Annotated in this window: 15 protein-coding genes; 12 read left to right on the top strand and 3 right to left on the bottom strand. The window is 40.7% G+C overall.

Features of this window, described 5'->3' with window-relative positions; translation table 11 throughout:
* Window position 1 precedes the first annotated feature (1 nt).
* From PR809_RS09130 to tatC, 5 genes are all read left to right on the top strand, one after another.
* Window positions 2–655, top strand: a complete 654-nt coding sequence (locus PR809_RS09130) for a ubiquinone biosynthesis accessory factor UbiJ (protein ID WP_206276488.1) — start codon at window positions 2–4, stop codon at window positions 653–655.
* Window positions 642–2,276, top strand: coding sequence for a ubiquinone biosynthesis regulatory protein kinase UbiB (gene ubiB, locus PR809_RS09135; protein ID WP_102139081.1), 1,635 nt, complete (start codon window positions 642–644; stop codon window positions 2,274–2,276). Before PR809_RS09130 ends, ubiB begins: the two co-directional genes overlap by 14 nt.
* 114 nt (window positions 2,277–2,390) lie before the next feature.
* The gene (gene tatA, locus PR809_RS09140) at window positions 2,391–2,672 is read left to right on the top strand and encodes a twin-arginine translocase TatA/TatE family subunit (protein ID WP_102139080.1); all 282 of its coding nucleotides are present in this window, start codon (window positions 2,391–2,393) and stop codon (window positions 2,670–2,672) included.
* Window positions 2,673–2,675: 3 nt separating this feature from the next.
* On the top strand, window positions 2,676–3,218 hold the full coding sequence (tatB, locus tag PR809_RS09145; RefSeq protein WP_102139079.1) for a Sec-independent protein translocase protein TatB: 543 nt from the start codon (window positions 2,676–2,678) through the stop codon (window positions 3,216–3,218).
* Between the two features lie 3 nt (window positions 3,219–3,221).
* A complete protein-coding gene (gene tatC, locus PR809_RS09150; protein ID WP_004260806.1) occupies window positions 3,222–3,989 on the top strand; it encodes a Sec-independent protein translocase subunit TatC in 768 nt (255 codons plus the stop codon).
* A 94-nt stretch (window positions 3,990–4,083) separates the two neighbouring features.
* On the opposite strand, the gene rfaH is transcribed toward tatC, so the two are convergent.
* Window positions 4,084–4,578, bottom strand: a complete 495-nt coding sequence (gene rfaH / locus PR809_RS09155) for a transcription/translation regulatory transformer protein RfaH (protein ID WP_102139078.1) — start codon at window positions 4,576–4,578, stop codon at window positions 4,084–4,086.
* 165 nt (window positions 4,579–4,743) lie between these two features.
* Here rfaH and pepE point away from each other — a divergent pair, with 165 nt between their 5' ends.
* The 3 genes from pepE (at window position 4,744) to fre (ending at window position 7,769) form a co-directional block, all read left to right on the top strand.
* Window positions 4,744–5,469, top strand: a complete 726-nt coding sequence (gene pepE, locus PR809_RS09160; protein WP_206276490.1) for a dipeptidase PepE — start codon at window positions 4,744–4,746, stop codon at window positions 5,467–5,469.
* A 112-nt stretch (window positions 5,470–5,581) separates the two neighbouring features.
* Window positions 5,582–7,057 (top strand): 4-hydroxy-3-polyprenylbenzoate decarboxylase, encoded by a 1,476-nt coding sequence (ubiD, locus tag PR809_RS09165; protein ID WP_102139076.1) that lies wholly within the window; start codon window positions 5,582–5,584, stop codon window positions 7,055–7,057.
* A 10-nt stretch (window positions 7,058–7,067) separates the two neighbouring features.
* Window positions 7,068–7,769 (top strand): NAD(P)H-flavin reductase, encoded by a 702-nt coding sequence (gene fre / locus PR809_RS09170; protein ID WP_166267361.1) that lies wholly within the window; start codon window positions 7,068–7,070, stop codon window positions 7,767–7,769.
* A gap of 224 nt (window positions 7,770–7,993) precedes the next feature.
* Here the strand turns inward: fre and fadA are convergent, their stop codons facing one another.
* Together fadA and fadB are read right to left on the bottom strand one after the other, a co-directional pair.
* Entirely contained in the window at window positions 7,994–9,160 is a 1,167-nt protein-coding gene (gene fadA, locus PR809_RS09175) for an acetyl-CoA C-acyltransferase FadA (RefSeq protein WP_102139074.1), read from the bottom strand.
* Window positions 9,161–9,164: 4 nt separating this feature from the next.
* On the bottom strand, window positions 9,165–11,357 hold the full coding sequence (gene fadB, locus PR809_RS09180; RefSeq protein ID WP_206276491.1) for a fatty acid oxidation complex subunit alpha FadB: 2,193 nt from the start codon (window positions 11,355–11,357) through the stop codon (window positions 9,165–9,167).
* 257 nt (window positions 11,358–11,614) lie between these two features.
* Here fadB and pepQ point away from each other — a divergent pair, with 257 nt between their 5' ends.
* The 4 genes from pepQ to hemG are packed head-to-tail and all read left to right on the top strand — an operon-like array spanning window position 11,615 to window position 15,628.
* A complete protein-coding gene (pepQ, locus tag PR809_RS09185) occupies window positions 11,615–12,949 on the top strand; it encodes a Xaa-Pro dipeptidase (protein ID WP_206276492.1) in 1,335 nt (444 codons plus the stop codon).
* Complete coding sequence (locus tag PR809_RS09190) at window positions 12,949–13,563, top strand: IMPACT family protein (RefSeq protein ID WP_102139071.1); 615 nt, start codon at window positions 12,949–12,951, stop codon at window positions 13,561–13,563. Before pepQ ends, PR809_RS09190 begins: the two co-directional genes overlap by 1 nt.
* A 28-nt stretch (window positions 13,564–13,591) precedes the next feature.
* Window positions 13,592–15,043, top strand: a complete 1,452-nt coding sequence (gene trkH, locus PR809_RS09195) for a Trk system potassium transporter TrkH (protein WP_166267368.1) — start codon at window positions 13,592–13,594, stop codon at window positions 15,041–15,043.
* 60 nt (window positions 15,044–15,103) lie between these two features.
* Window positions 15,104–15,628, top strand: a complete 525-nt coding sequence (gene hemG / locus PR809_RS09200; RefSeq protein ID WP_102139070.1) for a menaquinone-dependent protoporphyrinogen IX dehydrogenase — start codon at window positions 15,104–15,106, stop codon at window positions 15,626–15,628.
* The last annotated feature ends 70 nt before the right edge of the window (window positions 15,629–15,698 follow it).

The following is a 15,698-nucleotide window of genomic DNA, read 5'->3' on the forward strand; positions in this document are numbered from 1 at the left end:
GATGGAAGCACCATCAACACATACCGAAAATCAAAATACAGTTTTGTATTCTTTGATAACAGCATTGATGGAAACCTCTCTTAACCACATGTTGTTTAAAGAAAAAGTTCTACAGCCTGCTAGAATGCGTTTGGCTGGTAAAGTTATGGCGATTGAACTTAAAGAACTGAATAAAACGTTAACACTTGTTTTTGCTGAAAACCATGTTGATGTGTTAAGCCAGTGGGCTGAGCCTGCGGACTGTACCATTAAAACATCCATCTTTACGCTTGTTAAATTGAAAGACAAACAGCAATTAGCTCAACTTATCAATCGCGGTGATATCGTGATTGAAGGGGATATGCAAATTGTGCAGCACTGGTCTTCTTTGCTTGATTTAGCAATTTGGAATCCTGCTCACTATTTATCACCTTATATTGGTGATGTTGCAGCCGAGGGTCTTAGTAAGCTACTGAATAAAGGCGCGTGCCTTGCATCTCATTTAGTAAAACGGCAAAAAACGTATATCAAAGACGCAATAGTTGAAGAATGGAAAATGGCTCCTAGCCAACTTGAGCTAGCTCATTTTAGTGATGGAGTTGAGCAAATAGAAAATTCATTGAGTGCGCTTGAACAACGGTTAAGCCAGTTGGAGGAGAAGAATGACACCCGGTGAAATAAAACGACTTTACTTCATTATTCGGGTTTTTCTCTCTTACGGATTAGATGAGTTAATCCCCAAAATTAAACTAACGTTACCATTAAGAATTGGTCGCTTAGGTTTCTTTTGGATCAGAAATAAGCATAAAGACAAAGCATTGGGTGAAAGGCTTCGTCTCGCCCTACAAGAACTTGGGCCCGTTTGGATCAAATTTGGCCAAATGCTATCGACTCGTCGAGATCTTTTCCCTCCAGCAATCGCAGATCAACTTTCGTTATTGCAAGACAAAGTCGCGAGTTTTGATGGCAAACTGGCACGAAGCTATATTGAAGAGTCTCTCGAAGGGCCACTAGAACAGTGGTTTGATGATTTTGATGAGCAAGCTTTAGCGTCTGCGTCCATCGCTCAGGTTCATACCGCAACATTAAAAGAAAATGGCAAAGATGTTGTCATCAAGGTGATCCGCCCTGATATTTTGCCAATTATTAAAGCTGACATTAAATTAATGTACCGCATTGCAAATTGGGTTCCTTTGTTGCCAGATGGGCGGCGATTAAGGCCAAAGGAAGTCGTGCGTGAATACGAAAAAACATTGATTGATGAGCTGAATTTACTCCGTGAATCAGCAAATGCCATTCAGCTTCGTCGTAATTTTGAAAACAGCGCCATGCTGTATGTGCCAGAGGTCTATCCAGATTATTGTCGTGAAAACGTGATGGTCATGGAACGTATCTACGGGATCCCAGTTTCTGATATTGCTGCGCTTAAAGCGCAGGGAACCAATATGAAACTGCTGGCAGAACGTGGTGTTAAAGTTTTCTTCACACAGGTTTTCCGTGACAGTTTTTTCCATGCAGATATGCATCCAGGCAATATCTTTGTTAGTTACGATCATCCAGAAGATCCTCAATACATAGGGATAGACTGTGGAATAGTCGGTTCATTAAACAAAGAAGATAAACGCTATTTGGCAGAAAACTTCATTGCTTTTTTTAATCGTGATTACCGCAAAGTTGCAGAATTGCACGTTGACTCGGGCTGGGTTCCTTCAGACACAAATGTGGAAGACTTTGAGTTTGCTATTCGTACTGTATGTGAACCTATTTTTGAAAAACCATTGGCTGAAATTTCATTTGGGCAAGTATTATTAAATTTATTTAATACAGCACGCCGTTTCAACATGGAAGTTCAGCCACAGTTAGTCTTATTACAAAAAACACTGCTGTATGTAGAAGGGCTAGGACGGCAGCTTTACCCTCAGCTTGACCTATGGAAAACAGCAAAACCATTCCTTGAGGATTGGGTTCATAGCCAAGTAGGGATACCTGCAATCACTCAAGCATTAAAAGAAAAGGCGCCTTATTGGGCAGAAAAAATGCCTGAAATTCCTGATTTGATATATGGTGCTTTGAGGCAGCATAAATACTTACAGTCGAATATTGATCAATTAACACAGCAATTGAAAAATCAGCGTAATAAACAGCGTAAGTCGCAATTCCTCCTAGGGATCGGGGCGACATTTGTCTTATGCGGTAGCTTATTTTTTATTTCTGACTTAAAGCAGCTAGCCGTGGTATTTATGGCCGCAGGCGCCTTGTCTTGGCTGTTTGGTTGGTGTAAAACAGACGAAAATTAAGTAAACTTTGTTTTGCGACAAGTTTATAAGGCTGTGAACATTTCCGTATTTTGTGTTGGTTGTATATAATAGATCTCATAACATTGATCCCAAAACTATATAGAGGTATTAACAATGGAATCAACTTTTGCAATGGCTGCTTTCGGTAGTCCTTGGCAACTCATTATCATTGCTTTACTTATTATTTTGATTTTCGGCACCAAGAAATTACGTTCTTTAGGTTCTGATTTAGGTGAATCACTCAAAGGCTTTAAAAAAGCGATGAGCGATGATGAAAAAGCAAAAGCAGAACAAGAAAAGCAAGATGCTGACTTCGCACCTAAAAATATTACGGAACAACAGGCTGCTGAGAAGAAAGAAAGCCCAGTTGAGAGCAAAAATAAAGAGCAGGGTTAAACCGTGTTTGACATAGGTTTTAGTGAACTGTTGCTTATTGCAGTTATTGGTCTCGTTGTATTAGGCCCTGAGCGATTACCAGTGGCAGTGAGAACTGTCGCTGGGTGGATCCGTGCGATGCGTTCTATGGCTGCAAATGTACAAAATGAGTTAACGCAAGAGTTAAAATTGCAGGAACTACAGGACACGCTGAAAAAGGTTGAAGAAAAGGCTAATTTAGAAGCACTTTCTCCTGAACTTAAGCAGTCCATGGAAGAATTGCGTACAGCTGCACAATCGCTTAAAAGCGGCTACCAAGAGACAACCAATGATATTGAAACAGAGTTAAACAAAGCAAAAGAGATCACTGACAGTTACGATAGTGCTGTAAAGGAAGCGAAAGATAATACTCAGCAACCTGAGGAGTCTGATCCAAACCCTGAACATGCAGCGAAAATGGCTGCCGTTGTTGAGGATGAAAAACCGGAAGATTCAACAGCTGTAAAAACAGTAGGATCACTCGAAGCTAACGTAAAAAACTCTAATCAAACTGAAAGTGAAAAATAACACATGGCTGTAAATGATACACAACCACTTATTAGCCACCTCATTGAACTTCGCAAACGGCTGCTAAACTGTTTAATTACAGTTTTAATTGTTTTTGCTGCCCTTGCTTATTTTTCAAATGATATCTATCGGCTGGTAGCAGCCCCTTTGATTGATAAGCTGCCAGTAGGTTCGCAAATGAGTGCGACGGATGTGGCGTCAACATTCTTTACCCCAATTAAATTGACAATGATGGTATCGGTTTTTGTATCGATCCCAGTTATTCTCTATCAAATTTGGGCTTTTATTGCGCCCGCCTTATACAAGCATGAACGCAAACTCATGTTGCCTTTGCTTGTTTCAAGTAGCTTCTTGTTTTATTTGGGAATGGCATTTGCCTACTTCGTTGTTTTTCCGCTCGCATTTGGTTTCTTTGTTAAAACGACCCCGGATAGCGTCAACTTTATTCCTGATATCAGTAAATACCTTAGCTTTGTCATGACATTATTCATGGCTTTCGGTGCAGCATTTGAAGTACCTATTGCAATTATTTTACTGTGTTGGACTGGTGTGACTACACCGGAATCACTGAAACGTAAACGTCCTTATATTTTAGTCGGGGCATTTATTGTTGGGATGTTTTTAACACCGCCAGATGTACTCTCTCAAACTTTACTTGCTGTTCCAATGTATTTGCTTTTTGAACTCGGTGTCTTGCTATCCAATTTCTATGTTGGCAAAGGCAGAAATCGACAAGAAGGGGCAGAGGAAGAAGAAAAAGAAGAGTCCTGATTTGCATCAAATAGCTGTTATTTGTAATGTACAATGACAAAAAAGCCCTCTAAAGAGGGCTTTTTATTGCTTGAAACATTATTGCTTGAAACATTCAATCTGTATTTTTTTTAAACTGTGTGTTATCAACTACTTTTGGTACGCTTTTATTTAAAATATTCAGTAAAAGAATAGAACGATATTCACCATTAGGCTCATCAAAAATAGCTTGTACACCCGCAAAAATACCTTCCGTAATTGTAACCTGATCACCATGCTTTGGCATATCTGGTGCAACGGTATAACTAATGGGAGTTTGTTGTAGAAGCTCAATAATTTTTTCGGGGACTTCCACTGGCAATTGGCCAAAACGAATAAAATGGCTGACCCCTCTTGTTGATTGGACTGTTGTTGTATGAATTTCGTTGTGATCAAATTTCACAAATAAGTAATTTGGGAACAGCGCTTCTTGCACAGTCGTTCTTTTCCCTCTAACCACTTTTTCCATTTCAGTCATGGGCGTCATACAAATAACATTCTGTCGGTTTAAATGCTCCATAGCACGCTCAATTTGCCCTCGTTTGCAGTAAAGCAAATACCATTTTTCCATTTTTTTGAATTCCATCTGACTAAACTATGTTTATGATAACAAATTACGACATAACAATGTGACTAATGAATAATGGCACCATATTATTGATACTCTTAGGTCTATATTAATCCAATATATTCTTATGATAACTGTAGTGCAAAAACTAAATCAGTAGGAGACATAATGGATATCTTTTTGTTGAGTAACGGTAAGCTACCAGGCAACCCTGTATGGCTTAGCTACGCCTTACCTCGAATCAAAGAAATGATTGCTCGTAAGAACATAAAGTCAGCAGTTTTGGTTCCTTATGCGGTTCTTCGAGGTTCACATGATGAGAGAGCTGAACAACTTTCGGAAGCGTTGGGAATAAAAGTTACGACAATTGAGCACTTTTCTAGCCCTGTAGAAGCGATTGAGCAGGCTGAATGTATTCTTGTCAGTGGTGGTAATACTTGGTGGCTGAATAAATGCCTACATGAGAATGGGTTGATCGTTGCTATTCAACGTGCGGTTCGTGAGCGTGGTGTACCATATATCGGCTGGAGTGCGGGATGTAATGTAGCGACGCCAAGTATTCGTACTACGAATGATATGCCTGTTAGTAACGTCGTAATTATGCCATCTCTGGGGATATTTCCATTACAAATTAATCCTCACTATATTGATGCTCACATCTCTGGTCATATGGGAGAAACTCGTGATGAGCGATTACAAGAGTTTTGTGTGATTAACCCGCACGAAGTTGTTGTTGCGCTCAGGGAGGGAAGTGGGTTACAAATTAAAGGTAATGAACTTCATTATTTCAGCGGAAAAGATGAAGGTTTTAAACTATTTCAGCATAATAAAACATTCTCAGAACAATTTAATACATTACTATTAGAAAAATTAGTCCCTTTTGATTGCCAGTAAAATGGTATACTAAGCCAGAAAAAGATTGATTTTAAAGTGCTTTAGACAGCAACTTGTAACCTTGGCCGGACGTCTTATAATGGGACTCCCCCTGTAACAGTAAAAGAAGATAATGAAATACCGTGACCTTAGAGATTTCATCTCGCAACTTGAAAAACAAGGCGAGTTAAAACGTATTACAATGGAAGTCGATCCCTATTTGGAAATGACCGAAATTGCAGATCGCACACTAAGAGCAGGGGGACCGGCCCTATTATTTGAAAATCCCAAAGGCTACAACATGCCTGTCTTGTGTAACCTGTTTGGCACAACTAAACGCGTTGCGATGGGAATGGGGCAAGAGGACATAAAAGCTTTACATGATGTAGGCAAATTACTCGCTTTTCTGAAAGAGCCCGATCCTCCGAAAGGCTTTCGTGACCTTTTCGATAAACTACCAAAATTCAAGCAAGTGCTGAACATGCCTGCAAAACGGCTAAGTTCTGCGCCTTGTCAGGAACAAATTTGGGCCGGTGAAGACGTTGATCTGACAAAAATCCCAGTTATGCATTGTTGGCCAGAAGATGCTGCACCTTTAATTACGTGGGGGTTGACAGTCACTAAGGGCCCACATAAAGAAAGGCAAAATTTAGGTATTTATCGCCAGCAAGTTCTTGGAAAAAATAAAGTCATTATGCGTTGGCTATCTCATCGCGGTGGCGCTTTGGATTTTCAAGAGTGGTGCCAAGCTCATCCAGGCGAAAAATTTCCTGTTGCAGTCGCTCTTGGCGCAGATCCCGCAACCATTTTAGGTGCGGTAACACCAGTCCCTGACACATTATCTGAATATGCTTTTGCGGGGTTATTGCGTGGCAATAAAACCGAGGTTGTTAAATGCATATCGAATGACCTTGAAGTTCCCGCTGGCGCTGAAATTATTTTAGAAGGGTATATTGAGCCGGGCGAAATGGCCCCTGAAGGCCCTTATGGTGACCATACAGGATATTATAATGAAATCGATAATTTCCCTGTATTTACCGTGACTCATGTGACTCAGCGTCGTGATGCAATTTATCACTCAACCTATACAGGAAGGCCACCCGATGAGCCTGCAGTATTAGGGGAGGCGTTAAACGAGGTTCTTGTCCCTATTCTTCAAAAGCAATTCCCTGAAATTGTTGATTTTTATCTTCCTCCAGAAGGGTGCTCGTATCGTCTTGCCGTTGTGACAATGAAAAAACAATATGCAGGACACGCCAAAAGGGTCATGATGGGGGTCTGGTCATACCTGCGCCAATTCATGTACACTAAATTTGTTATTGTTTGTGATGATGATATTAATGCACGGGACTGGAAAGATGTTATCTGGGCAATTACAACTCGGATGGACCCAGCCCGTGACACCGTTATGATGGAAAACACACCAATAGATTATCTCGACTTCGCTTCTCCTGTCTCAGGGTTAGGTTCAAAAATGGGACTTGATGCTACCAATAAATGGCCTGGTGAGACAGATCGTGAGTGGGGGCGTCCTATCGTAATGACAGAGAGCGTTAAATCTCGCATTGATGATATTTGGGAACAATTAAATATTTTTGATAAAAAATAAGAGGGAAACCATGGCAACTTTAAGCTGTAAAGTAACATCTGTTGAATCTATCACGGATACGGTTTATCGGGTGATTTTGTTGCCAGATGGTCCTTTTCATTTTAAAGCAGGCCAATATTTAATGGTCGTGATGGATGAGCGTGACAAACGACCATTTTCAATGGCTTCTACTCCAAATAATAAAGAAACTATCGAATTACATATTGGTGCTTCTGAGATTAATTTATACGCAATGGCTGTAATGGATCGAATTCTGGATCAGAAACGTATAAATATTGACATTCCTCACGGTAAAGCTTGGTTTCGGGAAAATAGCAGTAACGCAATGATTTTAATTGCAGGTGGAACAGGTTTTTCCTATACCCACTCAGTATTGCTTGCGGCGTTAGCTGAAAACCCAAATCGTGACATAACTTTCTATTGGGGCGGTCGTCAATTGGAGCACTTATACGATCTTGGTGAATTGCAGGCCCTCAGTGAAAACTATCCTAATTTAAAGATCACCCCTGTTGTTGAGCAACCAGACGAACTATGGCGTGGTAGAACAGGAACTGTTCTTAGTGCAGTGCTAGAAGATTTCGGTGATTTATCAAGCCATGATATCTATATTGCAGGTCGTTTTGAAATGGCGAAAATAGCGAGAGAACGGTTTTGTAATGAGCGCGGAGCTAAATCGGAGCAGTTATTCGGTGATGCTTACGAATTCATTTAACCCGTCATATTTCAAATTGTAGGGGGGGTGGCTTCACTTATTCGCTCTAGTTACATACTTTTGTATGCTCCTAGGGTCTCATTTGCTTGCCGCCTACCGATAACCCGAACTATGAGGGTTAAGTTTGTTGTGGTTATTTGGGCAAAAAAAGGCAAAAAAACCCGCCCCTGACTAGGCGGGAACATCGACAAAATACAATGTTTGCGAAAACTAAAACTAAATTGTTAAACTCGTTCAATAATTGTGGCTATACCTTGGCCGAACCCGATGCACATGGTGGCTAAACCAAATTGTTTATCGTTTTGTTCTAAATGATTAAGCAAAGCTGTTGAAATTCTTGCTCCTGAACAACCCAAAGGATGGCCAAGTGCAATAGCCCCTCCGCTGAGATTTACTTTATCATCTAATTGGTTTTCTGATAGCTTCAAGCCTTTTAGACAGGCAATAGATTGCGCCGCAAAAGCTTCGTTTAATTCAATAATATCAATATCATTTAAAGTTAGTCCTGCGCGTTTCAAAGCGAGTTCACTTGCTGGCACAGGCCCAAATCCCATGATTGATGGGTCACAGCCAACAACGGCCATTGCGCGTATTTTGGCTCGTGGCTTAATTCCTTGCTGCGTGGCATAACTTTCGCTAGTCAGTAACATCGCAGAAGCACCATCAGACAGAGCAGATGAATTACCTGCGGTTACCGTTCCACTAACAGGGTCAAAAGCGGGGCGAAGAGCGGCTAAACCTTGGAGATTTGCATCAAAACGAATCACTTCATCATAATTGACTGAAATGAGGTTACCTGTGGCATCATGGCCACTAATTGGGACGATTTCGTTATTGAACTTCCCTTTTTCCGTCGCTAAGGCAGCAAGTTGGTGAGACCGTAACGCAAACGCATCTTGCTCTTCTCGGCTAATCTTATACATTTTGGCAAGCATTTCAGCGGTTAGACCCATAGCGCCTGCGGCTTTAGCAACGTGTAAAGTCAGCTTAGGGTTGAAATCTATACCATGAGTCATTGGTACGTGGCCCATATGCTCCACCCCACCAATGAGTACAGATTTTGCATCACCCGTCATAATTAACCGACTCGCATCATGTATTGCTTGCATTGATGAACCACAAAGGCGATTTACTGTAACTGCTGGAACTGTATGAGGAATATCCGTGAGCAATGCTGCATTTTTAGCAACATTAAACCCTTGTTCCAGTGTTTGCTGAACACAACCCCAGATAATGTCATCCAATTCTTTTTTACTTGCGTTTGGATTACGTTCAAAAATTGCATTCATGAGGTGTGCAGAAAGGTCTTCAGCTCTAACATGGCGAAATACCCCACCTTTTGAACGGCCCATTGGTGTACGTATTCCATCAATAATGACGACATTTTCCATAAAATTAACCTCTCGCAACTTTTTTGACATCAATCGCCACGACAGGTGGCTGTGGGTAATATCTTGCATTGGTAGCCGCTTTTTCTTTTAAGCCACTAGGCGCGTGATATAGCGGGCTTAAGTGCTGCAAAGATTCCGTCGTTTTCAAGTAAGACTGGCTACCTAAGGTATCTAAATAGCAGAACACTCCCCCTCTAAATGGTGGAAAACCTAAACCATAAACTAAAGCAATATCTGCATCTGAAGGGCTTTGAATGATACCTTCCTCTAAGCAACGAACAACTTCGTTAATCATGGGAGCCATCATTCGAGCAATAATTTCTTCTTTGGTGAAAGTGCGCTTTGTTGGGCAAATAGTAGCAAGTAATTCATCAGTCCGAGGGTCATCAATTTTTTTCGGTTTCCCTTTTTTATCTTTTTCATATTGATAAAACCCTTGGCCATTCTTTTGGCCAAATCGTTGTTGTTCATACATTACATCGATGGCATTTTTTCCTTTTTTCCCCATCCTTTCAGGAAAACCTTGGGCCATAACTTGTTCCGCATGAAAAGCGGTATCAATACCAACGATATCAAGGAGATAAGCAGGCCCCATTGGCCAGCCAAACTCTTTTTCCATGACTTTATCTATTTCTCTAAAGTCAGCTCCATCTTGTAGCAGCAAATTAAAGCCTGCAAAATAAGGAAAAAGTACTCGGTTAACAAAGAAGCCAGGGCAATCATTGACAACAATAGGGGTTTTACCCATTTTATTGGCGTAGGCAACAACCTTAGCAACCGTGTTATCAGAAGTTTGTTCTCCTCGGATAATTTCGACTAATGGCATCCGATGCACTGGGTTAAAAAAGTGCATGCCGCAGAAATTTTCTGGGCGTTTTAGTGATTTTGCGAGGGTTGAAATTGGAATCGTTGAAGTATTTGAAGCCAGTATGGTTTCTGTTGTTACTAAGGATTCAACTTCAGATAATACAGCAGCTTTGACTTTCGGGTTCTCAACAACGGCTTCTACGACGATTTGGCTATTTTCCACCCCGTTGTAAGATAATGAGGGGTGAATTGATGATAAGGTTGCTGCCATTTTCGCAGCTGTAATTTTTCCACGCTCAAACTGATTATTTAATAGCTTTTGCGCTTCTTCAATCCCTAAGTCTAATGACTTAACATTAATATCCTTCATTAAGACTGGCACGCCTTTACTGGCTGATTGATAAGCAATGCCACCGCCCATAATCCCTGCACCTAATACTGTAGCATGTGTTGGAATATCAACATGTTGTGCGACTTTTTTACTGTTTGATTTAACTTGTTGGTCATTTAGAAAAATATTCACTAAAGCACGTGCAACATCACTATGCGCTAGAGGAACAAATGCAGCTGTTTCATGCTTCAATGCCTCATCACGAGTGCAGTTTGCTGCTTTTTCTATCGTATTCACAGCAGCCATAGGGGCTGGATAGTGTTTGCCAGCAACCTTGTACACCATCCCCTTAGCGACATTGAAACTCATCGTTTGCTCAATAGGTTTCAATTGTAGAGGATTAAGTTTAGGTTGGCGTTTCTTCTGCCAATTAAAGGCCCCGGTGATTGCAGATTCAATAACTTGCAGCGCTGAGTGTGCGAGAGCTTCTGTACTAACAATCGCGTCAATAAGGCCAAGTTTTAAAGCTTGAGAGGCATCGACATCTTTACCTGCAGTAATAATTTCTAATGCGCTATCTAAACCAATTAATCGAGGTAGACGAACAGACCCACCAAATCCAGGCATGATCCCAAGTTTTGTTTCAGGAAGCCCAATTCGAGCATCAGGTGAAGCGATGCGAAAATCAGTGGATAAAACACATTCACAGCCACCACCTAATGCATAGCCATTAATGGCACAAATCGTTGGAACAGGCAGGTCTTCAATGCGATTAAAAATACTGTTAGCGTAGTGCAACCAATCACTTAGCGTTTCTTTTGATGCTTCAAAGAGTGAAAGAAACTCTTTGATATCAGCACCAACAATAAAAGCGGATTTATCAGAGCGGAAAATTACACCTTGCAGCTCGGTTTGTTGCTCAAGAACAGACACGGCTTCATCAAGTGAAGCAACGGTGTGGGTATCCAATTTGTTAATTGGCCCTGGTGAGTTAAAAACCAGTTCTGCAATCCCTTGTTTCAACCATTGAATATAGATAGTGTCACTTTGATAAAGCATTCTGCTCTCCTCTACGTGGTAGTGTTATCTGGTACGACCAGATGAGTTGAGTGTGACTAGAATGTTAATTAATTGCAAACTTTTAATAACAAAAATGGAAGGTTGGTCACAGCAATTAAGTGAAATAATTAATGTTTTAAATGATAAATTAATTATATATCAATTAATTAGTGCGGGTTTGCAACAGAGCGCATATCCGTTAATAACAGAACGTGGTAAGCTTAATTTTTCTAATTAATGCTGAAAGGTTGAAGGAAATGGAAAAACTGACTGCACTCTACGCTGAACATATTAAAACGTTACAAAACAGAACTCAGCAAGTTTTACAGCGCAGCAAATTAGATGCCATATTGATTCATTCAGGTGAACCCCTACGCATCTTTCTTGATGATAGCGACTATCCGTTTAAAGTTAACCCTCATTTTAAAGCGTGGGTACCTGTCACCGATGTTCCACATTCATGGCTATTAGTTGATGGCGTAAATAAACCTAAACTATGGTTTTATTCCCCTGTTGACTATTGGCATAGTGTTGAGCCACTTCCGAACAGTTTTTGGACTAAAGATATTGAATTAATCCATTTAAAAAATGCGGATGACATTAAAACCTTCCTAACAAGTCTACCGAAAGAAAATGTGGCTTATATTGGTTCGGCAACTGCAAAAGCTGAGTCGTTAGGGATTTCGCTACATAATATCAATCCCAAACCTGTTTTAGATTACTATCATTATCATCGTTCTTATAAAACCGATTATGAACTTTACTGCATGCGTGAAGCGCAAAAAATGGCAGTAAATGGGCACCTTGCCGCTCTCGAAGCATTCCGTGCAGGTATGAGTGAGTTTGATATTAATATCAGTTATTTACAATCAACTGGGCATCGAGATACCAATGTCCCTTATGGTAACATTGTTGCGCTGAACGAAAACGCAGCGGTATTGCATTACACTAAGCTACAGCAAACTGTGCCGAATGAATTGCGTAGCTTCCTTATTGATGCAGGAGCTGAATATAACGGTTATGCTGCTGATATTACGAGAACTTATGCGGCAAAAGGGAAGGATGAATTTGCTGAATTAGTTGCGGATGTCAATACAGAACAGCTCGCTTTAATTGATACAATCAAGGCGGGTGTACGCTATACAGACTATCATGTAGATATGCATCATAGGATTGCTAAAATACTGATTAAACATGATATTATTAAAGGTATTAGCGAAGAGTCAATGGTGGAAAGTGGCTTAACAACGCCATTTTTGCCTCATGGTTTAGGGCACCCGCTTGGGTTACAAGTTCATGATGCTGCTGGCTTTATGCAAGATGACAGCGGTACACATCTTGCGGCCCCTAAAATGTATCCATTCTTACGATGTACTCGTGTTTTAGAACCTAAAATGGTGTTAACTATTGAACCTGGGTTCTACTTCATTGAATCTCTATTATCTGAATGGCGAAATGGGGAGTTTAGCCAGTATTTTAATTGGGATAAAATTGAGTTTTTCAAACCTTACGGTGGGATCCGTATTGAAGACAATATCGTGATCCACGCAAATCGTATTGAAAATATGACTCGAGACTTACATTTACGTTAATGAAACCTTATTTAATACCGGCTGAAACTATTTCTTTTACAGAAGAGATCAAAAAAAGCCAATTTATTACGTATTTAGCTCATACAGATGGTATTGACGCGGCAAAAGATTATATTCAATCAATTAAAGCTCAATACCCAGATGCCCGGCACCATTGCTGGGCATTTGTCGCTGGTCGGCCTGATGATTCACAAAAGTTGGGGTTCTCTGATGACGGAGAACCAACTGGAACAGCAGGAAAACCCATTATGGCGCAACTATTAGGTAGCAACCTAGGGGAGGTTACCTGTGTTGTTGTGCGTTATTTTGGTGGGATAAAACTGGGAACGGGTGGGCTCGTTAAAGCCTATGGAAATGGTGTCCAGCAAGCATTAAGAATATTACCGACAAAGACAAAAGTACCACAAAAGATCTTTAATTTAGTGTGTGACTATTCGTTGATTAATGCGATTGAACAACTCCTTGCTCAGGTGAATGGCACGGTTTTGCACAGTGATTATAATGAAACTGTCTCTTTACAAATTGCAATTCCTGCTACTCTTGAGCAGGAGGTCAATGATAAATTACGCGATATAAGTCGTGGGGCCTTAGCGCTCACGCCAGAATCGGAATAGTAAACAGTTTTATCAAGGAACCTGCCGAATGCATTTTCGTGCAATAACCCGCATAGTCGGGCTGCTTGTCATTATCTTTTCTTTTACCATGGTTATTCCTGGTATTGTTGCGCTAATTTATCGTGATGGTGCAGGTCGAGCTTTTAGCCAGACTTTTGTTACTGCTTTGCTAATTGGCCTTTTTCTGTGGCTACCAACCCGCAATAGCCGGCACGAACTTAAAGCAAAAGAAGGTTTCCTTATTGTTGTTTTATTTTGGACAGTGCTGGGAAGCGTTGGGGCATTACCTTTTATTTTTTCTGAAAGGCCTAACCTTTCGGTTACAGATGCTTTTTTTGAATCGTTTTCAGGCTTGACTACCACTGGTGCGACAACGCTGACAGGGCTTGATTCCTTGCCCAAAGCTATTTTGTTTTATCGGCAGATGCTTCAATGGCTTGGGGGGATGGGGATAATTGTGCTCGCTGTTGCAATCTTACCGCTTTTGGGCGTTGGGGGAATGCAGTTATACCGCGCAGAAATGCCGGGTCCTTTGAAAGACAATAAAATGCGGCCTCGCATTGCAGAAACGGCAAAAACATTATGGCTAATCTATGTACTGCTCACAATTGCTTGTGCAGTTGCTTTATGGATAGCAGGAATGGATGTTTTTGATGCTATTTCCCACAGCTTTTCGACTATCGCTATTGGCGGGTTTTCAACTCATGATGCCAGTATTGGTTATTTCAATAGTCCTGCGATTAACACTATCATAGGTATTTTCCTGATTATCTCTGGTTGTAACTTCGGTTTACACTTTGCAGTACTAACTGGACGTAGTTTAGGGATTTATTGGCGCGATCCCGAATTTAGAATGTTCATCAGCTTCCAATTTGTCTTAGTGGTGATTTGTACTTTAATACTTATGTACCATTCGGTTTATGGCAGCTTCGGGCAAACGCTTGATCAGGCATTCTTCCAAGTTGTGTCAATGGCGACAACGGCAGGATTTACGACAGACAGTTTTTCTGGTTGGCCTCTTTTCTTACCAATGCTTCTATTATGTGCTGCATTTGTTGGTGGATGTGCAGGTTCAACAGGGGGCGGATTAAAAGTTATTCGTATCTTATTGCTTTTCTTGCAAGGCTCGCGTGAATTAAAGCGCTTAGTTCACCCAAATGCGGTCTACACAATCAAACTGGGGCAGCGTGCATTGCCTGAAAGGATCATCGAAGCGGTCTGGGGGTTCTTCTCTGCCTATGCACTTGTTTTTGTCGTCAGCTTATTATTGCTGATCGCAACAGGTGTTGATGAGTTTTCTGCATTCTCAGCAATAGCGACCACACTCAATAACTTGGGGCCAGGTCTTGGGACTGTTGCAGATAACTTTACGTCAATGAATCCAGCCGGTAAATGGATTCTAGTGGTGACTATGTTATTTGGGCGTTTGGAAGTGTTTACTTTATTAGTGCTACTGACTCCAACTTTCTGGCGTGAATAATTGAGTGCAATCTATATATAAGACTATCTATATAGAAATGATAATAATCTAGGAACAATAATGAGCTATTTACTTTTACACTCCAGTACGGATGGGCAAACAAAAAAAATTATTTTAAAAATGGCGGAACAGCTGAGAGGCTTAGGTCGTGAATGTGATATTCGTGATTTAAATACTGACCAACAGCTTAATTTATCAGGCTACGATAAAGTATTAGTAGGGGCATCTATTCGTTACGGGCATTTCAATAAAAAACTACAACGCTTTGTGATCTCCCATCAAAATCAATTGAATTCAATGAAGACCGGTTTTTTTGCTGTAAATTTAACGGCAAGGAAAGAAGGTAAGAATACGGTTGAAACTAACGCATATACGCGAAAGTTTTTAGAAGCGTGTCCTTGGAAGCCAACATTGAAGTCTGTTTTTGCCGGAGCGCTGTTTTATCCGCGTTATAAATGGTTTGATAGAATGATGATCCGCCTAATCATGAAAATGACAGATGGCCCAACCGACCCAAAAACAGAGATTGAGTATACTAACTGGGAAAAGGTTGCCGAATTCGCAACTGAATTTGATGGTTTATAGGTCTTAATTTCAACAAAATGTAGTTATTTTATGTTTTTTGTTTAATAAATCATCGCTTGGTGAAATAAAT

This window comes from Providencia sp. PROV201, assembly GCF_028479545.1.
GTDB lineage: Bacteria > Pseudomonadota > Gammaproteobacteria > Enterobacterales > Enterobacteriaceae > Providencia > Providencia huaxiensis.